At 49.1% G+C, this 22590-nt stretch carries 15 protein-coding genes, 1 other RNA gene, 3 pseudogenes and 2 riboswitches; of the genes and pseudogenes, 10 read left to right on the top strand and 9 right to left on the bottom strand.

Annotation, left to right across the window (positions count from 1 at the left end; translation table 11 throughout):
• Positions 1–104: 104 nt before the first annotated feature.
• Positions 105–192, top strand: a riboswitch (glycine riboswitch).
• A 27-nt stretch (positions 193–219) separates the two neighbouring features.
• Positions 220–336, top strand: a riboswitch (glycine riboswitch).
• Positions 337–392: 56 nt separating this feature from the next.
• The 4 genes from gcvT (at position 393) to gcvP (ending at position 5992) form a co-directional block, all read left to right on the top strand.
• Positions 393–1490, top strand: a complete 1098-nt coding sequence (gene gcvT, locus IE082_RS04450) for a glycine cleavage system aminomethyltransferase GcvT (protein ID WP_189492177.1) — start codon at positions 393–395, stop codon at positions 1488–1490.
• Between the two features lie 51 nt (positions 1491–1541).
• The gene (gene gcvH, locus IE082_RS04445; protein ID WP_189492174.1) at positions 1542–1910 is read left to right on the top strand and encodes a glycine cleavage system protein GcvH; all 369 of its coding nucleotides are present in this window, start codon (positions 1542–1544) and stop codon (positions 1908–1910) included.
• Between the two features lie 87 nt (positions 1911–1997).
• Positions 1998–3104: an ATP-binding protein gene (locus tag IE082_RS04440; protein WP_189492170.1), complete on the top strand. Its 1107-nt coding sequence runs from the start codon at positions 1998–2000 to the stop codon at positions 3102–3104.
• Between the two features lie 2 nt (positions 3105–3106).
• On the top strand, positions 3107–5992 hold the full coding sequence (gcvP, locus tag IE082_RS04435; RefSeq protein WP_189492167.1) for an aminomethyl-transferring glycine dehydrogenase: 2886 nt from the start codon (positions 3107–3109) through the stop codon (positions 5990–5992).
• Between the two features lie 80 nt (positions 5993–6072).
• Here gcvP and IE082_RS04430 read toward each other — a convergent pair whose 3' ends face one another.
• Positions 6073–7497, bottom strand: a complete 1425-nt coding sequence (locus tag IE082_RS04430; protein WP_189492165.1) for an APC family permease — start codon at positions 7495–7497, stop codon at positions 6073–6075.
• A 240-nt stretch (positions 7498–7737) separates the two neighbouring features.
• Between IE082_RS04430 and IE082_RS11440 the strand changes: the two are divergent.
• The 5 genes and pseudogenes from IE082_RS11440 to moaA all read left to right on the top strand — a co-directional run.
• A pseudogene (locus tag IE082_RS11440) lies at positions 7738–8352 on the top strand (YoaK family protein); the annotation flags it as partial.
• A gap of 92 nt (positions 8353–8444) precedes the next feature.
• Positions 8445–8779, top strand: an RNA gene (rnpB, locus tag IE082_RS04420) — RNase P RNA component class A.
• Positions 8780–8872: 93 nt separating this feature from the next.
• Positions 8873–9598 (top strand): sulfite exporter TauE/SafE family protein, encoded by a 726-nt coding sequence (locus tag IE082_RS04415; RefSeq protein WP_189492163.1) that lies wholly within the window; start codon positions 8873–8875, stop codon positions 9596–9598.
• 42 nt (positions 9599–9640) lie between these two features.
• On the top strand, positions 9641–10180 hold the full coding sequence (mog, locus tag IE082_RS04410; protein WP_189492160.1) for a molybdopterin adenylyltransferase: 540 nt from the start codon (positions 9641–9643) through the stop codon (positions 10178–10180).
• A gap of 83 nt (positions 10181–10263) precedes the next feature.
• On the top strand, positions 10264–11259 hold the full coding sequence (gene moaA / locus IE082_RS04405; protein ID WP_189492157.1) for a GTP 3',8-cyclase MoaA: 996 nt from the start codon (positions 10264–10266) through the stop codon (positions 11257–11259).
• A gap of 5 nt (positions 11260–11264) precedes the next feature.
• Here moaA and ppk2 read toward each other — a convergent pair.
• Positions 11265–12020, bottom strand: a pseudogene (gene ppk2 / locus IE082_RS04400) (polyphosphate kinase 2); the annotation flags it as partial.
• 222 nt (positions 12021–12242) lie between these two features.
• On the opposite strand from ppk2, the gene IE082_RS04395 reads away from it, so the two are divergent.
• Positions 12243–14456: a RelA/SpoT family protein gene (locus IE082_RS04395; protein WP_189492151.1), complete on the top strand. Its 2214-nt coding sequence runs from the start codon at positions 12243–12245 to the stop codon at positions 14454–14456.
• Positions 14457–14523: 67 nt separating this feature from the next.
• Here the strand turns inward: IE082_RS04395 and IE082_RS04390 are convergent, their stop codons facing one another.
• From IE082_RS04390 to IE082_RS04360, 7 genes and pseudogenes are all read right to left on the bottom strand, one after another.
• On the bottom strand, positions 14524–15369 hold the full coding sequence (locus IE082_RS04390) for an undecaprenyl-diphosphate phosphatase (RefSeq protein ID WP_189492148.1): 846 nt from the start codon (positions 15367–15369) through the stop codon (positions 14524–14526).
• A gap of 171 nt (positions 15370–15540) precedes the next feature.
• Entirely contained in the window at positions 15541–17211 is a 1671-nt protein-coding gene (locus tag IE082_RS04385; RefSeq protein ID WP_189492144.1) for a cation acetate symporter, read from the bottom strand.
• On the bottom strand, positions 17211–17516 hold the full coding sequence (locus IE082_RS04380) for a DUF485 domain-containing protein (protein WP_189492141.1): 306 nt from the start codon (positions 17514–17516) through the stop codon (positions 17211–17213). Before IE082_RS04380 ends, IE082_RS04385 begins: the two co-directional genes overlap by 1 nt.
• 256 nt (positions 17517–17772) lie before the next feature.
• Entirely contained in the window at positions 17773–19209 is a 1437-nt protein-coding gene (locus tag IE082_RS04375) for a sensor histidine kinase (protein WP_189492138.1), read from the bottom strand.
• Between the two features lie 22 nt (positions 19210–19231).
• Positions 19232–20889 (bottom strand): annotated as a pseudogene (locus IE082_RS11325) (MFS transporter).
• A gap of 121 nt (positions 20890–21010) precedes the next feature.
• Complete coding sequence (locus IE082_RS04365) at positions 21011–21685, bottom strand: response regulator (RefSeq protein WP_189492136.1); 675 nt, start codon at positions 21683–21685, stop codon at positions 21011–21013.
• A gap of 102 nt (positions 21686–21787) precedes the next feature.
• Positions 21788–22537 (bottom strand): SDR family oxidoreductase, encoded by a 750-nt coding sequence (locus tag IE082_RS04360; protein WP_189492134.1) that lies wholly within the window; start codon positions 22535–22537, stop codon positions 21788–21790.
• Positions 22538–22590: the final 53 nt, after the last annotated feature.

Raw genomic sequence — 22590 nt, 5'->3', positions numbered from 1 at the left:
TTTTGCAAGATAGTGGATTATACAGAGGCAAACCTGATAAGTTCAATCATATTTCATCCATGATTCAATTGGATTGACAAAGAAAAGCTTTCAACGTAAAGTGGCACCTCTCGCGAGGAGAGCGCTGTGTTCAGCACAGCCGCCGAAGGTGTATTCCCAAAAACTCTCAGGCACAAGGACTCGCGGGGCGAAGGTTGACATGGCGTACGAGCCACGCAACCGCGCATTTCTGGAGAGCACAGCGGACACAATTTCAAGTCTAAGCTGTCACCGAAGGGGCGCGCAAACACCACGTTTGCCAAGAATCTCTCAGGTACCAAGGACAGAAACGGGCACATCATCACCAATCCAACCGATTGATGATGTCCGTTATTGACCTCTGGACACCTGCTATGACATTAAAATCCACTGTTTTACATTCCACTCATTTGGCTGCCAACGCCCGCATGGTCGACTTTGGCGGCTGGGACATGCCCGTTAACTACGGTTCACAAATCGAAGAGCACCACGCCGTGCGCACTGACGCAGGTATGTTTGACGTCTCGCACATGCGTGTGGTGGATATCACGGGCGATAAAACCCGCGATTTTTTGCGCTTTGTCCTTGCCAATAATGTTGATAAGTTGCAAACATCGGGCAAAGCTTTGTACTCGTGCATGTTGCGTCCCGACGGCGGCGTGATTGACGACCTGATTGTGTATTTTTTCGCCGAGGACTTTTTTCGCCTGGTCGTCAACGCAGGCACGGCGGACAAAGACATCGCTTGGCTTGCCGAGCAAAACGCCACGGGTGAGTTTGGCTTAACCATCACGCCGCGCCCAGACTTCGCGCTCATCGCCGTACAAGGCCCAAACGCCCGCGCCAAAGCGTGGCAAGCCTTCCCGTTCACGCAAGCCACTTCCGAGTCCCTCAAACCTTTCAACGCCGCCCGCATCGAGCACGACGGCAGCGAATGGATGGTCGCGCGTACAGGCTACACAGGTGAAGACGGGTTCGAGATTGCCGTCCCCGCCGCAGTCGCCGCCGACGCATGGAATGCATTACTCGCCGCTGGCGTGCGCCCCGCTGGTCTTGGTGCGCGAGATACTTTGCGCCTTGAAGCAGGGATGAATCTATACGGTCAAGACATGGACGAATCGGTCAACCCGCTCAACTCAGGTTTGGCATGGACGGTGGATTTACAGTCTGAGCGTGACTTCATCGGCAAGACCGCATTGAGTACTGGCGCAACCGCACAACTCGTCGGCCTAATTTTGCAAGACAAAGGCGTGCTGCGCAGCCACCAAACCGTGCAAACCGCGCACGGTGCTGGTGAAACCACCAGCGGCACATTCAGCCCGACCATGCAGCAATCCATCGCCTTTGCCCGCGTACCGCTTGGCGTTAGCGTCGGCAACACAGTGCAAGTCATCATCCGAGACAAAGCACTCAATGCCACCGTTGCCAAACTTCCATTTGTTCGAAACGGTAAAATACTTGCCACGGCTTAAATCCGCCGCGACCCACCTCATTTCAAAACGACTTTCTAACAGGAGCACACCATGACCACACTCAAATTCGCCACCAGCCACGAATGGGCACGCCTCGAAGCCGACGGTACTGTCACCATCGGCATTTCTAACCACGCGCAAGAAGCTTTGGGCGACATCGTCTTTCTCGAATTACCCGACGTCGGTCGCGAAGTCAAAGCCACGGAGAACGTCGCCGTCGTCGAGTCAGTCAAAGCTGCCAGCGACATCTACGCCCCAATCAGCGGCACAATCACCGCCCGCAACGACGCCATCGCCGACACACCTGAGCAAGTGAACGAAAAACCTTACGACGCATGGTTATTTAAAATCGCTCCGAGTGATGTGGCGGAATTGGATGGATTGTTGAGCGAAGCCGATTACGAAGCGCAAAATGGCTGAGCCAACAGGCTTTTTGCAGGGTGCAATAACGCAGTGCATTACACCTTTTTAGCTAATTGCACCCTAAGTTTTAACAACTCATAACATATGGTCACACTCCATTTACCGGACATCATAATTAATCTAATCAACCAAGCGAAAGAAGGTGTTTATTGGGATTTCAAACAAGAACACCACGCCAATACCGCAGCGTTGGTTCATGACATCATGTGTCTTGCCAACGCAGATCACGATGGAGACCGATACATAATTTATGGCGTGACCAATAACTATGGTTTTTGCCCTTTGAAATGCAACAGAAGAACCCAAGCAAATTTAATTGATACTTTACGTAGCACGGGATTCGCAGAGGGCATTTACCCCGATATTCGTTTAGAACAGTGCTCAATCAATGGTAATGTTTTGGACATCCTCATTATTCAAAATGCGGCGAACAAGCCTTATTATTTAGTTAAAGAAAAAAAAGAGCAAAGCATCATCGTTCGAGCTCACCACATTTACACACGAACAATGGACTCCAATACACCATTAAACCAGTCCGCCAGCCCAAAACAAATTGAAAAAATGTGGAAAGAGCGCTTCGGCTTGACACAAACGCCTTTGGAGAAATTGCGACTTTATTTAAATGATGCCGAAAACTGGGCGCACGATGATGAGGGCAAATTTTATTATAAATATCATCCTGAATTCACCATTCAAAGTACAGAGGCATTTGCAGAGCAAGGCTGCGAGACACCGGAGTGGGCAAGAGGTGAAATTGGTTATTCATACACGTCAGGCAATAACACTTACTGCTGGACTTTTTACTATCACAACACAAAACTATTCAAGTGTGTGTACTGCAAATTTGATGGTGGCAAAAAAGACATCGTCAACCCAGATTGGTCGGCGGTTGGCAGTGGACGAATTTATTATTATTTAAAAGATAGTTTCGAATATTGTTTTCACAATTTCATGATCAATCATTTCAATAAGAGCGACCACTCTAAAAACCTGAAGAGAGCAACTTCTCCTCAAAATTTTGATATTCCAGTTTTTGAATCAGAAAATCAATTACAAGACTTCCTTAGCTTTTCAAAAATGAAGTTGGATATTAAAAGCAACAAACCTACTCTGGATAATAAAGAGCAAAATCGTTTATTTTACGAGCTACTTGATATTTATACCGAATTTCAAAATCAAAAGGAAACTTAACCATGACCTCAACCACCTTCGCCTCCCGCCACACCGCCCCCTCCACCGCTGACCAAGCGCACATGCTCAAAGCCTTGGGTTTTGACTCGATGGACAGTTTCATCAATGCCGTCGTCCCCGATAACATCCGCCGCAGCGAGATGAATCTCGGCGAGTTTGCCCATGGCTATTCTGAAGAAGCCGCGATTGCCCGTTTGCGCCAGCACGCGAACCAAAATAAGGTTTTTAAAAGCTTCATCGGCCAAGGCTACTACGGCACGCACACACCTGCGGTGATTTTGCGCAATGTGCTGGAAAATCCTGCGTGGTACACGGCGTATACGCCGTATCAGCCTGAAATTTCGCAAGGTCGCTTAGAAGCCCTGCTCAATTTTCAACAAATGGTGACGGACTTAACCGCGATGGACATAGCCAATGCGTCGATGCTCGATGAAGCGACGGCGGCAGCGGAGGCGATGACATTGGCGATGCGCAGTGTGAAAGCCAAGGGCAATGCCATCATCGTGGCGGGTGATGCGCACCCTCAAACAATTGAAGTGATTCAGACGCGTGCTGCGCCTTTGGGCATAGAGGTGCGCGTCGCGAATTCTGCTGAAGAGTGGTACGCGTTGATTCAAGGCGATGATTATTTTGCGGTGCTTGACCAATATCCATCGACCAGTGGTCGTTTGGGTGAGGATTTTGAGGATGTCAAAACTGTACACGACAAAGGCGCGGCGTACATCGTGGCGAGTGATTTACTCGCGCTCACCTTACTCAAACCACCAGGTGAGTGGCCGCACGGCGGCGCGGATATTGTGATTGGCAACACGCAACGCTTTGGCGTGCCCTTTGGCTTTGGTGGCCCACACGCGGCGTTTATGGCGACGCGTGACAGCTTTAAACGCTCGATGCCCGGTCGATTGGTCGGCGTATCGGTCGATGCACAGGGCAATCCAGCCTTGCGCCTCGCGCTGCAAACCCGCGAACAACACATTCGCCGCGAAAAAGCGACGTCGAATATTTGTACCGCGCAAGCTTTGTTGGCGATTATGGCGAGTATGTATGCGGTCTATCACGGCGCGGAGGGTTTGACCCGCATCGCGCAACGAGTAGCGCATTACACGGCAGTTTTGCGCGCAGGTTTGGCGCAGTTGGGCTACAGCGAATGCCATGATGAACAAACCTTTGACACGCTCTGCCTCAAAACTGGCACGGCTACTGGCTCGCTCATCGCACGTGGGCACGAGCACGGTGCTAATTTACGCATGGCTTGGGATGAATATATTTGCATCTCTTTAGACGAAACCACTACGCCAGATGACGTGCGTTTGCTGTGGCAAATTTTCGCGTCAGCCGAGCAAACCTTGCCTGATTTTGCCTCCTTGGCACAAACCACCCGTGATTTGATTCCTGAAAGTTTGCGTCGCACATCAAAATTTTTAACCCATCCTGTGTTCAACACACACCGCTCTGAGCACGGCATGTTGCGCTATTTGCGTGAGTTATCTGACAAAGATTTGGCACTTGACCGCTCGATGATTCCGCTCGGTAGTTGCACAATGAAACTCAATGCAACCAGCGAAATGCTCCCCGTGACGTGGCCAGAATTTTGCAACATCCACCCCTACGCACCCGACGCGCAAACGGTTGGCTATCGCGCAATGATTGCTGAAGTTGAAGCGATGTTGGTGGCGGCGACAGGTTACGCGGCGGTGAGTTTGCAGCCGAATGCAGGCTCGCAAGGCGAGTACGCAGGTTTGCTCATCATCCAAAAATACCACGCATCACGGGGCGAAGCGCACCGCAACATTTGCCTCATCCCCGCATCGGCGCATGGTACGAACCCCGCCTCCGCCGCGATGGCGGACATGCAAGTGGTGGTCGTGGCTTGCGATGAGTGCGGCAATGTCGACGTGGCGGATTTAAAAGCCAAAGCCGAGCAGCATTCCGCCAACCTCGCAGCGTTGATGATTACCTATCCATCCACACACGGCGTGTTTGAGAAAAGCATCACGGAAATTTGTGACATCATTCATCAGCACGGCGGACAAGTGTATGTCGATGGCGCGAATATGAATGCGATGGTCGGCTTGTGCGCCCCTGGTCAGTTCGGTGGCGATGTCTCGCATTTGAATTTACACAAAACCTTCGCCATCCCGCACGGCGGTGGTGGGCCCGGTATTGGCCCTGTTTGCGTGGCGGCACACTTGGCCGAGTTTTTGCCAAATCTCAACGCGGTCGGTTACGAGCGCAATCCGAATGGCATTTCAGCAGTGTCCGCCGCGCCTTACGGCAGCGCGGGCGTGTTGCCAATTACGTGGATGTATATTGCGATGATGGGCACTGAAGGTTTGACTGAAGCATCAAAAGTAGCCATCTTGTCAGCCAATTATTTGGCGAAAAAACTCTCGGCATTTTTCCCGATTCTCTACACCGACGAAAAAGGTCTGGTTGCCCACGAATGTATTTTAGACGTGCGTGTGGTCAAAGACAGCACGGGCGTGACGGTTGATGACATTGCCAAACGCTTGATGGACTTTGGCTTTCACGCGCCGACCATGAGCTTTCCCGTGGCGGGCACGTTGATGATTGAGCCGACCGAATCAGAGCCATTGGAAGAGCTCGACCGCTTCATCACCGCCATGCACACGATTCGCGACGAAATCGCACAAATTGAACGTGGCGAATTGCCCGCTGATGATAATCCACTCAAACACGCACCGCACACCGCTGCCGTGGTTAGTGCCGATGAATGGACACATGCCTACCCGCGCAGCCAAGCCGCATACCCTGTTGCTTCTTTGCGCTCACGCAAATATTGGCCACCAGTCTCGCGCGCCGACAATGTGTATGGTGATAGAAACTTGTTTTGCTCGTGCATTCCGATTTCAGAATACACCGCATAAACAAGCCAGTCTGACTGGACTGAACTGAATAAAAAACCCTGCTGACGCAGGGTTTTTTATCACTCTAAAGTTCTCAACCATCAACGATTAAAGTCAATTTGTTTGATTTTGGCTCGTCGCAGCTTGCCCAAAAACATCGGTACCAAACCAATCAACAAACCCGCAAAGCCCAAATAAATAGCCAAATTATCTTCCGAGTCGTCATTCATCAAGGTGGTGTAAGACAGATAAAGCGCCATAAACACCATAAACGCGCCACTAAACGCAGGCCATACAACATAAGAAACCGATGTACCCAAACCCTTGTTCAATTTATCACGGTACCACCATGCACAAGCAAATGCCGCCAAGCTCATGTAAAAGCAAATTTGAATACCAATGGCAGTGATAGAGGCATCCAAAATCATTTGCACTGTCGGCATCATCGTGGCACAAAACAGCAACACAGAACCCAAAAACCAAATCACAAAGGTTGCGACCCAAGGCGTTTTCCACTCTGGGTGAACTTTTGAATAGATGGGATGCAACGCATTGTCACGCGACATCGCAAACATGCTGCGAGAGAACTGCAAAATCTGAGTTTCAATCGTGCCAATCGTACTCAAAATTGTCGACAAAACGGCCAAATAACTCCAAGGTTTAGGGAACAATTTGTCAGCAATAGCGTACAAAACATTCGTCTCAGCCTCAGCAATTTCTGCATCCGTGAGCGTGATCAACACCACAATCATCATGATGATAAAGAACAAAATCAAATTGACCATGGCCCAAAATGCACCCGACGATGCTGGATTGGGCGTCCCCTCCTTGGTTTCTTCCCCCAAATTCATGGTGACATCCCAGCCCCAATAAAAAAAAATCGCAATCAATGCGCCTTGAGCGAAAGTCTCTGCGCTAAACGAGGTCGGCGAGAACCAAGACCATGAAAACGCATGGGCAGGTTTATCACCGTACTCGACAAACGCACCAATAATCAAGGCAAAGATAATGACGGTCTCAATCACCGTCAAAATCAATTGTGCATAGCTGGCATGCTGAATCCCTTTAATGACAACAATCGTCACCAAAGTGAGCCAAACCCAAGCGGTAAAGGTCACGTAGCTCACGTCCTTTACCCACGCTTCAGGTGCACCAAAAAGTTCGCTAAACATTTTGAGTGTAGCAGTGGCGGCTGGCGTGGTGGCCGACACCATAAAGAATATGGAAGCAATCAGTAAACCCCAGCCAGCCAAAAACCCCCAAGACTCACCAAACACCTTACCCACCCAAGCATACGTAGCGCCAGCATGACGCGTGATTTTATTCAAATGAGTGAATGCCAGCATGATGCCAAACATGATCAAACCGCAGTAAAGAATACTACCCACGGCAAGCTCACCCACAGCACCAACAATGGTGGCAGTGGTGACAGCAACGCTAAATGCGGGAGCCGTGCCAGCGATGCCCATGATGGCCGACTCAAATGCCCCAAGTGTCCCTGAAGCAAGTCCTTTATTGTCTGACATGATTGTCTCCTTAAGCGTCAGTTAAAATAAAAAATGTAGTAATTGTGGTGAAATTGCGCGATTATGACGATAAACTGCCAAGTGCTGTGGTGCCACTTATGAGCAAACCAACCGTACACTAGCGCCCCCCCTATCAACCCCATCAACGTATATACCAAGCGAAACCAATCGTTTTGATGCCTGTTCAAACGCATTATCGACGCGTGGAACGCTTTAGCACTGGACACAGCAGACCTCAGAATGATCAACAAATTCCCCGCTTGGATCAAAATCGGTGGGGATTTTCTCACCTTCATCGCAGGTTCCATCAACGTCATCGGCCTGCTTGGTTTTGAGCATCAAGCCATTTCACATTTGACAGGTGTCTCCAGCTTTATCGGCTTTGAGGTGGCGAAGGGCAACTGATCATTGGTAATTCACTTGAACTTGATTGTGTTTAGCTTTGTGGTTGGTGCTGTATTAGGAGGGCTAATTGTCCGAGACTCACACCTACAACTGAGGCGATGCTATGGTGTGGCTCTATTGGTTGAACCGGTGTTTTTATTTACAGCTTTAATCACTTTGAATTTAGGCTCAACCTCAGGGCATTTTTTCGCAGCCACCGCTTGTGGGTTACAAAATGCAATGACGACAACCTATAGCGGTGTGCTGATACGCACAACGCATGTTTCTGGCTTGTTTACTGATTTAGGGATTATGCTAGGCAATTGGCTACGTGGCATGCCCATCGAAGTGCGCAAGGTCAAACTGTATTTGATTTTAATCAACGGTTTTATCGTGGGCGGCGTATTTGGCGCATGGTCTTTTCAGCTATGGGCGATTAACGCTTTGGCTGTACCCGCTTGCTTAACGCTGTTGTTGGCTGCGGCTTATTGGCGACTTTTACACAATAAGTACAGGCTTCAAGCCTGTCGGCGAAACGTCGGTTTGTGTTACACTCTTTTCCCCATGTTTGCCAGACAATCGCTGTCATCTCACGATGAGGGAGGAAAGTCCGGACTCCATAGAGCACGATAGCGGCTAACAGCCGTCCGCCGAAATCTTTGAAAAGAGGCATAAGGCGAGGAATAGGGCCACAGAGACGAGCGTATTTAGTTACGGTGAAACGCGGTAACCTCTATCGGGAGCAACACCAAATAGGCGCGTATTGAGGCGGCTCGCTGAGCGCGCGGGTAGGTGGCTTGAGTGGCAGAGCAATCTGTCGCCTAGAGGAATGATTGTCGCTTCATGCGTTTCACGACGCATGAAGTCACAGAATCCGGCTTATCGGCGAACTTGGGATGAATCAAGAGTGAAGCAGGCAGAGCCTGCTTTTTTCGTTTGACTGCGCCACTCATGTCATGAGCCAACCACCTAATATCTGTACGATTTTGTTATGAACGACATTTTGCTGCCTTTGCTGTTGGCCATTGCTGCGGCGCTTTACTCAGCTGTCGGGCACGGTGGTGCTTCGGGTTATTTGGCCGTTTTTGCACTATTGGGGCTTGCCCCCGCATCGCTTCGTCCTGCGGCTTTGGCCTTGAATGTGGCGGTAGCTTCGCTGGCTTCTGTTCAATATATTCGGCGATTTGGTTCGTTTCCAAAACTGCTTTGGCCACTTTTGGCTGGCTCTGTGCCCCCAGCGTTTATTGGCGGGCGTCTGCCCGTGGATGCGACACTCATCAAACTACTGATTGGCACCACACTGGTCACTGCTGCCGTTCGATTATTGACCGCGCATCGTGAGGTAACTCATTTACGAGAGCCTGCCGCATGGATTTTGTTTTTGTTGGGCATGGTTTTGGGGCTATTGTCAGGTTTGACGGGTATTGGCGGCGGTGTATTTTTAAGCCCAATTTTTATTTTGATGAGTTGGGCACTGGTGCGTGAGTCCTCCGCAGTGGTGGCACCGTTTATTTTGGCGAACTCGTTATCAGGCTTAATCGGCGCATTGTCTTCTGGCGCACAGCTGCCTAATCAATTTGGCTGGTGGTTGCTCGCGGTCATCATCGGTGGATTCGCAGGCAGCACATGGGGCGCACGTCATGGCAGTCCGCTCTTGGTCAATGCGGTACTCGCGTTGGTTTTGGTGATTGCGGGTGTTAAACTGCTATTGACGTAAACAACCAACCGACCATCTCATTTCACTCACCAAAGGCACAACATGAATCTTGACCCCATTCGCATCGGACTCGTTTCCATCAGTGACCGCGCTAGCTCTGGCGTATACGAGGACAAAGGACTACCAGCGCTGCGAGATTGGTTAGAAGCGACCTTGCTCAATCCAATTGAGTGGGTCAGCCACCTGATCGCTGATGAACAACCTGTGATTGAGCAAACACTCAAACAACTCTCAAACACAGAGCATTGCGCGTTGATATTAACAACAGGGGGCACAGGTCCCTCGCCCAGAGACGTCACACCAGAAGCCACGTTGGCTGTGGCGGATAAGGTTTTGCCAGGCTTTGGTGAGCAAATGCGTGCGGTCAGCCTACAATACGTGCCAACGGCTATTTTGTCTCGGCAAGTCGCGGTCATTCGTGGCTCGTCACTCATCATCAACCTGCCTGGTCAGCCCAAGGCAATTAAAGAAACGCTTGATGGTGTGTTTGGTGCTGTTCCCTACTGTTTGGATTTGATTGGTGCGCCATTCATTGAGGTGCGCGAAGGCTCAGTCAATGTTTTCCGTCCCAAAACCAAATAAACCTGTCATGTTCAGCGAAACCCAACGTCTAACCATCATAGCCCTAGCAACCCCCATTAGAACCTCGCTGACTGCTTAAAACAATGCCCACCTCAAATCTGCCCGCTGCCCTGATTGATCGTTTTGACAGAAAGATTGACTACCTGCGATTGTCGGTGATGGATCGCTGTGATTTGCGCTGTCATTATTGCTTACCCAAAGGTTTTCGGGACTTCGCCGAACCTGCCGAATGGCTCAATTTCGACGAAATCACACGCGTTGCCAAAATTTTTGGCGAGCTGGGAGTGCGACGGCTGCGCTTAACGGGTGGTGAACCGCTGCTACGCAAAAATCTCAGTAGATTGGTACGCAGCATTCGTGATTTGCAGTTATTTGATGATATTTCACTCTCCACCAATGCTACACAACTGACGCAGCAAGCCCATGAATTGTACGAAGCGGGGGTTTCTCGTCTCAATATCAGTTTAGACAGCTTAGATCCATCCATGGTGCAAGCCATCACGGGACGAGACAGCTTACAGTCGGTCATGGCAGGCTTAGATGCTGCCGTCGCGACAGGATTCTCACCGATTAAAATCAACATGGTTGTCATGGCTGAAAATATGCACGAAGTACCTGCCATGACCGAGTTTTGTATCAAGCGCGGTTTTGTTCTGCGACTCATCGAAGCCATGCCCATGGGCGTCACAGGTGCAGCAGCCGAGTTCATCAATCTCTCCGTATTGCGCGAACGCCTCGTATCACAGTTTAACCTCATCGCTCAGCCGACACACGTTGGCGGCGGCCCCGCTCAATACTGGCAAACCGCCGATGGCAAAGGTTCGCTGGGTTTCATCACCCCCAAAAGCCAGCATTTCTGCAACACCTGTAACCGCGTCCGTCTATCCACCGAGGGCACACTTTATTTGTGCCTCGGCCAAAATGACAAGGTAGAATTAGGCTCACTCATGCGAGAGGGCGCCTCTGACAATGAGTTGCGCGCGGCGATTGTTTCAGGAATCAGCATGAAACCCGAACACCACGAATTCAACGAAAAACCGCAGCAAGTGCTGCGGTTTATGTCCAAAACTGGCGGATAACATCATTACAAATCATCTTTCGGCGAGCTTATCAAGTGCTCATCGAGCAAGCCAATACGCACTTCATCTTTGTCCGTGTAATCGAGCTTGTGTAACACAAATTGCATGGCAGTCAACCGTGCTCTGCGTTTGTCATCGGACTTAATCACTGTCCACGGCGCATCTGGCGTATCCGTGAATGAAAACATGGCTTCTTTGGCATCAGTATACTCCGCCCATTTGTCTAATGAGGCCGTGTCAACAGGAGATAATTTCCACTGCTTGAGTGGATCGGTGGCACGCTCCTCAAATCGGCGTCGCTGCTCGGCTTGCGATACAGAAAACCAAAACTTGATCAAATGAATCCCACTATTGACCAACATTCGCTCAAACTCAGGGGCTTGCTGCATAAACGTGAAATACTCTTGCGTGCTGCAAAAACCCATCACACGCTCAACCCCCGCACGGTTGTACCACGAACGGTCAAACATGACGATTTCACCAGCCGTGGGCAACTGAGCGACATAACGTTGGAAATACCACTGCCCGCGCTCGGTCTCTGTCGGTTTTTGTAACGCCACCACGCGTGCGCCACGAGGGTTTAAGTGCTCCATGAATCGTTTAATCGTACCGCCCTTACCTGCCGCATCCCGGCCTTCAAAAACAATAATGACTTTTTGATTGGTTTCTTTGACCCAAGCTTGTAGCTTCAATAGCTCTATCTGCAACTCTTTTTTCTTATCTTCATAAATCTGATAGTCCAGCCAATCGTCATAAGGGTAAGGCGTTTTTTCGTGACTGTCCTCTAAAGTTGGTAGCAATTTGAGAAATTGGTTGGTTGTATCAGTATTCATCATCTGTCCAAATCGTGTCTGTAGTTTTGTCATTGTAGAACGAGTTGATGACACAAAGATGACATTTCATCACGGTAATTCAGGTACAGATGCTGTCGCAAAACACACAAGCGTGTATCATGACAAATAACGTTTTCAACGATTCATACCATGACGCCCACCGAACCACTCACGACACAAATGAATGCCAGCGAGGCTTTACGACGCGTACAAAATTATGCCAAAAGCTGCTATGGTGACAGCCTGCTGTCGTCAGGAGAGCCCATTTTTGCTCATGCGTGCGGCATGAGCGATATTTTGTCACGGCTTGACGTCGGTGATGAAATGCACGTCAGTGCCTACCTATTTTCATATTTGGCATTGGCCAAAACGACCACTGAGCGCAAACAACGTCACGAGCAACTCGCGGCGGATTGGGGTGACATACAAGCGGCGCGCATCCAAAATTTAGATGCCCTAATGAACATCGGTGTGAAAGTGCAAGTAGTCAAATCCGATGCGGACATTGACAAAAAAGACAAACGCGCCGCAGCCCAAGACCTGTCCGAACAAATCGAGCGCGTGCGTAAAATGCTACTCGCCATGGCACATGACATTCGAGTTGTGATTCTGCGTTTGGTGTCTCGACTTCAAACTTTGCGCTATTTTGCGTCCAATAAAATCATTTGTCCGCCCGAAGTCGCTCAAGAAACGTTACTTTTATATTCACCCTTGGCCAACCGTCTTGGTGTTTGGCAAGTCAAATGGGAGTTAGAGGACTTGGCGTTTCGCTTCGCTGAGCCGCAAGTCTATCGGGATATTTCTAAATGGCTCGATGAAAAACGCACCGAGCGCGAGTCATTCATCTCCCAATCCATCGACAGATTACAAACCGCACTCAAAGAACAACACATCCGTGCCGACATCTCAGGCCGCCCGAAACACATTTACAGCATCTACAACAAAATGCGTGGCAAAAATCTTGAGTTCGCCGACCTGTATGACATTCGAGCCTTTCGCATCATCGTCGCAGACTTAAAAGACTGTTACAGCGTGCTCGGTGTGCTACACCACTTATGGCAGCCCATTCCCAAGGAGTTCGACGACTACATTGCCCGACCGAAATCAAACGGTTATCAGTCACTGCACACCGTCGTCGTCGGTGACGATGGCCGCCCCATCGAAGTCCAAATTCGCACCAAAGACATGCACCAGTTCGCCGAATACGGCGTCGCTGCGCACTGGCGCTACAAAGAAGGTAGCTTTTCCAAAGGTGGTAACGCCGAGCAATCCGAGTACGATGCGCAAATCGCCTGGGTGCGCCAGCTGATCAGTTGGCAGTCAGACCTCACGCATGCACTATCGGCTCAAGATAAAGCACTCAAGTTGCAAGACCCACACATCTACGTGCTCACGCCCGATGCCCGTGTCATGGAGCTGCCGCGCGAATCAACGCCGATTGACTTCGCTTATCACGTTCACACCAACCTTGGCCATTTGTGCCGCGGCGCAAAAGTGAACGGCCAAATGGTGCCATTGAACACTAAACTACAAACAGGTCAAACCGTCGCCATCGTTGCAGCCAAACAAGGCGGTCCTTCGCGCGACTGGCTGCGTGACGATTTTGTCAAAAGCAACCGCGCCAAATCAAAAATCCGCTCGTGGTTTAATGCCCAAGCCACCGCAGACTATGTCGCGCAAGGTCGTACTTTGTTCGAAAAAGAGCTACAGCGTTTGGGCAAAACCGCAGCACGACACGAAGATATTGCCCAGGCCTTAGGCTTTGCCACCGCCAATGAGTGTTATCTAGCCTTTGGCCGCGAGGAGATCACAGCCCACCACATAGAAACACACTTTAAAGAAACTGCACCACCAGACACACGAGACCCGAGTAGCGATGATAAGCAATGGGTCAGTGCTCAAACAGGCAAGTTTCTCAATAAAGGTGGCGTGCTCGTCGTCGGTCTAGATGACCTCATGACCCAGCTCGCACAATGCTGTAAACCCGCGCCACCCGACGACGTCTCAGGTTTTGTCACGCGTGGCAAAGGCATCTCCATCCATCGCAGCAGTTGTGATAATTTCGCCCACATGAAAGTGCAACATCCCGAGCGTGTATTGCCTTGCACTTGGGCAACGCGTGCTGGCTCTCGCTATGCGGTTGATGTGCTTATCCAAGCACACGAATCTGTTGATCTTTTGAAAGACATCACCGACATCATTGCGCGAGAAAAGATTCTGGTCAGCGGCTTATCTAAACAACGTGGCACATCTGGTCGATGCCAACTCGTTTTTTCGCTTGAGGTCGAGAACACAGGACAACTCGAAAAATCCATGCAAGCCCTGCGCCAATTACCCGATGTACGCAGTGTCGAGCGGATATAACCAACAAAAAGCGCCCTGAAACTCAGGGCGCTTTTTAAAGCCATCATAATTAAACACATCTAAAACCTTAACCCAACCACTGTGCCAAAACCAAAATCAACACACCGAAGATGATTCGATACCACGCAAAGCCGATAAAGTTGTTGTTGCTGACAAACTTGAGCAACCAACGCACACAAATAAACGCACTGACTAACGAGAATACAAAACCAATCGCAAACAACACCCACGCCTGAGCATTGAGTAACTCTCGCATGTCATACAGGCCTTTGACGAATGCACCAAATAAAATCGGAATGGCGAGAAAAAACGAAAAATTCGTTGCAGTCTGACGCGACAACCCAAAAAACATCCCGCCAATAATCGTTGCACCAGAGCGTGAAGTGCCAGGAAACACCACCGCCAATGTTTGCGCCAAACCGACTTTCAGTGCATCAATATAGCTTAAGTCATCCATGTCAGTCACTGTCGGAGCAATCGCCGCTTGGCGACGTTCGGCTGCAATGATGATAAAACCACCGACAATCAGCGCGATGGCAACTGCAACAGGATTAAATAAATATTCTTTAATAACATCACCAAATGCCAACGCGAGAACTACCGCAGGGATAGTGGCAATAACCACATTGACAGCAAAACGCCATGAAATGGCTTCTCGCTTAGCCATGCCAGTGAGGACTCCACCGATGCGTGAACGGAACTCCCACATCACCGCAATAATCGCACCAAACTGAATCGCCACCTCAAACCCACTCCAAAACTCGTGGGATGGCTGTGTCGCCGTTGCGGGAAACAAACCATCAAAGCCCGCCTGAGCCAAAATCAAGTGTCCCGTACTGGAAATCGGTAAAAACTCGGTCAATCCCTCAACAATGCCGAGAAACGCCGCTTTGAGCATTAAAATAAAATCCATAACCATCCTTGCTGATGAGTGACAAAACAATTCGGCATTATCTCAAAAAAACCGAGTCGAAACCGAACTTTGCGACTACAATCAGACAAACACTCTACAAATAAAAAAGCCCCGACAAGTCAGGGCAAAGGAAGGTTAGTTTTAAATATAGACAATCTAAGCATCACTCAGTCAATGTCCAGAAGAACCAGAAGCACCAATTCCTGTTTCTGAGCGGACTTTTTGAGCGACATAACCTGCTTTATCTTGCATGGCACGCGCTGATGTATCAGTGACAGAGAACAACCAAATCCCCACAAAGCCAATCGTCATCGAAAACAAAGCAGGTGATGCATAAGGAAAGGGTGAGCTACCGATCGCGTTACCCAAGACAGCTTCCCAAATAGATGGTGACAAAATGGTCAACACCACCGCAGAGATTAATCCCAGAAACCCACCGATAGTTGCCCCGCGCGTGGTACAACCTTTCCACAACACCGACAAAAACAGCACGGGAAAGTTTGCGGATGCTGCAACAGCGAAAGCCAAAGACACCATGAATGCGATATTTTGCTTCTCAAATACAATACCCAACACTACAGCTACAACACCCAAAACAATGGTGGTTTGCTTGGAAATGCGCAGTTCATCAACGCTACTCGCTTTGCCTTTTTTAATCACAGTGGCATATAAGTCATGTGCCACTGCTGAAGCACCTGAGAGCGTCAAACCTGCCACCACTGCCAAAATCGTGGCAAAAGCAACCGCAGAAATGAAACCCAAAAATACATTGCCGCCAACAGCACTGGCCAAATGAATCGCAGCCATATTGCCGCCACCCATGAGCTTACCTGCAGCATCTTTGAAGACAGGATTGGTGCTCACCAAAACAATCGCGCCAAAACCGATGATGAAGGTCAGGATATAAAAATAGCCAATCCAAGTCGTTGCCCAGAATACCGATTTGCGTGCTTCTTTTGCATTAGGTACTGTAAAGAAGCGCATCATGATGTGAGGCAAACCCGCCGTGCCAAACATCAAAGCCATACCAAAAGAAATCGCTGAAATCGGGTCTTTGATGAATGCACCCGGCCCCATGATGGCTTGTTTTTTCTCATGCACTTCGACAGACTTGGCAAATAAGGCTTCAAAGCTGAAACCGAAATTGGCCATCACCATAAATGCCATGAAACTTGCACCCGCCAGCAACATCACCGCTTTAATAATTTGCACCCAAGTCGTGGCAGTCATGCCACCAAAGAGCACGTACACCATCATCAAAACGCCGACACTAATGACCGCCAAATAGTAATCCAAGCCAAACAAGAGTTTAATCAACTGACCTGCACCAACCATTTGTGCAATCAGGTAAAAAGCCACCACAACCAACGTACTGGTCGCAGCAAAAACCCGCACAGGCCCTTGTTGAAAACGATACGCCGCCACATCTGCAAAGGTATATCGCCCTAAATTTCGCAACCGCTCGGCCATCAAAAACGTGATGATTGGCCAGCCGACCAAAAAGCCGATGGAGTAAATCAAACCGTCATAGCCATTGGCGTACACCGCTGCCGAAATGCCCAAAAACGATGCCGCTGACATATAGTCACCCGCAATCGCCAAGCCATTTTGAAAGCCCGTGATACCGCCACCTGCTGTATAAAAGTCAGCTGCCGACTTCGTCTTGGCTGCCGCCCACTTGGTAATGTATAGCGTTAGAACAACGAAGGCTAAAAACATCGTAATCGCCGTCCAGTTCGTTCCGAGTTTTTCGGCCTGTCCCAGATCTGCACCCGCAGCGAGAGCGGAGGAAATCGCGCCAATCATACTGGCAGCGATGAGCACTTTGACTTGTTTGTTCATCACATCACCTCTTTTTTAATCTGTTCGGTTAACTCATCAAACTCATGATTGGCACGTCGCACATAAATGCCCGTAATCACAATAGTGAATACAATCACAAACAAGCCCATGGGAATGCCCCAAGTCATCACACTATCGCCTATACGCGTCGCGAGTAACTCTTTGTCAAATGCAATCAACAGCGTATAACCGTAATACACTATCAATACCAAGGCAGTGAGCACCCAGCCATATGCCGTTCTGATTTTCACTAATCTTTGGTATTTTGGATTGCCTTCGACTCTTTTGATAAAGGTGTCGTCCATTTTTTTGTCTCCTGTTTTTGCCATTTTTGGATATCAATGCATTTAACCTTGCATGATGATGCTCAATGTAGCCCTCAATACTTACAATTGTCTGAACACCCTCACACTCAAAAGCTTTTTACAAAAACTTTCGTTCTTGCACCGCCGCAAAAAAGCCACAACCCAATCGGCTGTGGCTTTTATATCGACCAGAAAAGTAGTGGCCTTTCCTCATGTTTTGAAAAAAATGCCAAACAAGTTATCTTTCAAAACTACGCTACTCACTTGACTCATCACTGCGAACGATTTGACGTGGTAGGCTGACGTGAAAAACGGCCCCCACCTGTTCACCCCGTAGTTCATTATTGTCACTCACATCAATTACCGCGTGGTGCATCTGAGCAATTTGCCGGACAATTGCCAAACCAAGTCCACTGCCGTTGCCATTCGCCCCCAAGATGCTGTGAAACGGCTCAAAAACATTTTCCCGTTCCTCTAATGCAATACCCGGTCCATCATCAAGTACATACAAATGCGCACGTTCCTCATCAAACAGCACTCGAACAATCACCAAGCTATTGGTATAAAAAATCGCATTGTCCACTAAATTTTTAATCAACTCACCAAACATAATGGCATGGGCAAACACCCAGACTGGCGTATCTGGCACTTCCAGTGCAATGTACAAACCCTTTTGCAATGCCCGATCTGCAGCATAGACTGTTTGCTCACGCGCAATGCTTGCCAAATCCATTGGGCTTAAATCCAAACGTTCTTCAGCCAAATGTTCTGTTCGAGACAACGCAATCAACTGGTTGACCAAACGAGCAGTTCGCTCAGATGACGCGACGATTTGTTTGAGGCTGTGGTTTCGATCCGCTTCATCTTGTGTTGCCAAAGCGTACTCTGCATGGGTTTTTAAGCCCGCCAACGGGGTTTTTATTTGATGGGCTGTGTCAGTCAAAAATCGTTTTTGCAAAGCGATGTGACGACGAAGTCTTGACAACACGTGATTAAAACCATGGACCAAGGGCTGCAGCTCTTCAGGCGTGTCCTCTGTACTCAAATCGCTCAGATCCTGACTGTCTCGTTGCGACATTTGGTGCTGCAACTGATTCAAACGCAGCAGCCCACGAAACAGCCCAAACCAAATCAACATGACCGCAATCGGCAAAAAAATCAATTGGGGTAATGTCACCCCTTGCAAAATTTGGCGAGCCAAAGTCTCGCGTTTGTGCAAAGACTCAGCCACTTGAATCAATACAATAGGATGCTCCTTAAAACGTGAATTGAGTAAAGACTGACCAGCCAAATCCACCCACATATAAGCGACTTTAACTGGCTCCTCGTACATCACTGCGTCGTACAACTGCACTCGATTGAGCACCATATCTGAAGGTGGCTCTGGCATAGACACCGTGCCCACGATGGTCTCCGCATCTACCACTGCCACTTGATAATACACATGATCTTGCTCATCACTTGAAGGCACACTCAAACCCCACGATGACAAAGATCGCTCGGAATACGAACTTTGCAACTGTTGCGATAAGTTCAACACACTGTTTTTCAAACCTTGATCAAAAGGCGCGTCAGCAATATTTCGACCCAAGTTGTAACTGACCAAAAATGACAGCGGCCACAACACCGTTAGTGGAATCATCATCCACAGCAAAATCTGCCCAAATAGAGATTTTTGCTTCGTCAAAGCCATGTGCTTATTTCACCCATAAAAATCACATCACATCACAATCAACTCGACGAATATCAACATCACGCCGCTCCCGAACAAAAAAGACGCCGATCGTCAATGTCATCAGTGCCACACCAATCGGATACCATAAACCATCATAAACATTTCCCGACGTCGCCACAATCGCAAACGAAACGGTGGGGAGAAAACCGCCAAACCAACCATTACCAACGTGATAAGGTAAAGACATAGAGGTATAGCGAATTTGTGTGGGAAACATTTCTGCCAGCATCGCCGCAATCGGTCCATAAACCATGGCTACATACGACATCAAAATGAATAAAATAATCACCACCATCGGCTGATTTATCATACTCGGATTGGCCTTCGTTGGATAACCCGCTTGCTTTAAGGCAGACTGAATTTCTGATTGAAACCTCAAACGCTGCCATTTGGCATCGGACGCCGCACCATCAAACGACCTGACCACTCGATCACCAATCTGAATACTCGCTAGACCATTGACCTCTAAGTTTTGATTGCTATAACTCAAACCTGCTTTAGACAAGTAGCTTTTCGCCTCATCACATGAGCTGGTAAAACGAACGGATTCGATGGGATTGAATAAGAAAGAACAGTCTTGAGCATTAGCACTCACCACAATCGGTGCAGTATTTTGCGCTTCTTGTAATGTTGGATTGGCATAATGGGTCAATGCTTGAAACAAAGGAAAGTAAGTCAATGCAGCCAACAAACAGCCCACCATGATAATAGGCTTTCGCCCAACACGATCAGACAGCGCACCAAAAAAGATATAAAACGGCACAACACACAACAAAGCGATCGCCATCATTCCGTAAGCCGTATCGTTATCGACCCTCAACGTTTGCGTCAGAAAAAATAAGGCATAGAACTGCCCCGTGTACCACACCACTCCCTGCCCTGCCGTCAAACCAAACAATGCCAACAACACCAATTTTAAATTGCCAGATTGGCCAAACGAATCACGGACAGGAGCGATAGATAAACGTCCCTCTTCGCGCAGCGCCTCAAACACCGGTGACTCGTGCAACTGCATCCGCATCCAAATGGACACAACCAACAAAGCCATCGAACCCAAGAATGGAACTCGCCAACCCCAAGCCTCAAATGCCACCTCGTCCATACATGATCGCGTCACGACAATCACTAACAACGATAAAAACAAACCAAACGGTGCTGCTGCTTGAACCCACGCAGTATACAAACCTCGCCGACCATTCTGCGCGTACTCTGCCACATAAGTCGCGGCTGCACCATACTCGCCACCCAAGGCCAGCCCCTGCAAAAGACGCAAACCGATCAAATAATCGGTGCAGCCACTCCCACTGTGGCATAAGAAGGCAACACCCCAATGATGAAGGTGGACAAACCCATAATGAGAATCGTGACCAAAAAGGTGTGTTTGCGCCCCACCAAATCACCGAGACAGCCAAACAAAACGCCACCCAAAGGACGAACAGCAAATCCCACCGCAAAGGCCATGAGTGCAAAAATAAAAGCAGTTGAGTCACTGAACCCTGAGAAAAAATGACGTGACATGATCGGCGCGAGTGCACCAAAGAGATAAAAATCGTACCACTCGAACGCAGTCCCCAGCGATGAGGCAAAAACCACTTTGCGCTCTCGCTGAATCATGGGCAACATCGCCAATCGTCTCATACCAAACCCTCCTGCCCAAAGACCAACACAGCACAAGAGATAGATACAAAATATAAAAAAACATCATGCACATCAGATGAAAGGCGATGTGCATGGTTTAGGTTTTTTAAGTCACACAGGCTCATTCGCTCTTCGGTTTATCTAAGCAATAACCCAAGCCACGAATCGTGGAAATCGACAAACCCGAGGTTTCGATTTTTTTACGCAGCCGATGAATATACACCTCAATCGCGTTGTGGCTGACTTCTTCACCCCACTCACACAAACCATCAAGAATCTGCTCTTTGCTGACCAGTCGCCCCGCCCGATTGATAAGCACCTCGAGCACACTAATTTCACGCGCGGACAGTTCGAGCAACTCACCATCCACATAAGTGCTCCGTGAGACCTGATCATAGGTGAGTTTGCCTAATTGAATTTTACTTTGATCAAAACCCGAATGTCTACGCGCCAACGCTCGCACGCGTGCTTGCAACTCAGACAATGAGAACGGCTTGGCAATGTAATCATCTGCACCGAGATCAAGCCCCTGCACACGCTGATCGACCGAGTCGCCTGCTGTTAAAATAATCACAGGTGTCGAATTGTGTCGCGCGCGCAATCGGCGCAACACATCCAAACCCGAAATACGCGGCAAACCCAAATCAAGAATCACCAAGTCGCATGATTGTGAACTTAAGGCGGTATCCGCCAACTCACCATCACCCACAACATCGACCACATAACCTGTATCACGCAAAGCACGCGACAAGCCGTTGGCCAAGATGGCATCATCCTCTGCCAATAAAATACGCATATTTGCCTCCTACTGCTTTTATATGATTTTGTCATCATCGGGCTTACCCGTGGTTTTGTCAATCACCATCTCTCTTTAGCCCTAGATATTTATGCACTTCTTTTACCGACCACCAGCCACATCCACAAAAGTCCCAGTGCAATAACGCGAGTCTTCAGAGAGCAACCAGACAATCGCCGAAGCCACTTCGTCTGGTGTTCCAATGCGTTGCATCGGAATCGTCGATGTAACCCGATTCAAATCCTGCCGCCCACCATTTTTGTCATGAATGCAGGTATCAATCATACCAGGGCGCACGGCATTCACCCGAATCCCCTCCATCGCGACCTCTCGCGCCAAACCAATGGTGAGCGTATCGAGAGCAGCCTTTGATGCGGCATAATCCACATAGCGATTAGCCGAGCCCAGCTGGGCAGCACGTGAGGAAACATTCACAATCACACCACCCGCGTGACCATAGCGCGTACTCATCGCCTTCACAGCATGACCGCAGCACAAAAACGCACTGGTGATATTGGTTGTGAATATTTGATTCAGTCGCAACGCATCCATTTCATCCACGCGACCAAGTAAAGGCGTGATGCCAACGTTATTCACCAAACCATCAAGACGACCATAATGAGTCAGCACACGGTCAAATAAACTTTTGATATCGAACTCACTCGCCATATCCGCTGCAAATGCATCGGCTTGCCCGCCAGCATGAGTAATCGCATCACAGACGTCCTGAGCTGCTTGGCTATTTTGATGATAGTGAACCGCTACACGCCAGCCTTCTCGCGCTGCGCGAATGGCAGTCGCCGCGCCGATGCCGCGTGACGCGCCCGTGATGAGAAGCGTTTTTTGAGTCATTTTTTTAAATCACTATATTATGCAAGCCACAATAAAGCCCATACATGATGGGC

The sequence above is a fragment of the Formosimonas limnophila genome, assembly GCF_014652675.1.
GTDB lineage: Bacteria > Pseudomonadota > Gammaproteobacteria > Burkholderiales > Burkholderiaceae > Hydromonas > Hydromonas limnophila.
The sequence above is the reverse complement of the archived record's forward strand: the minus strand, read 5'-3'. Positions and strand labels throughout refer to the sequence as shown.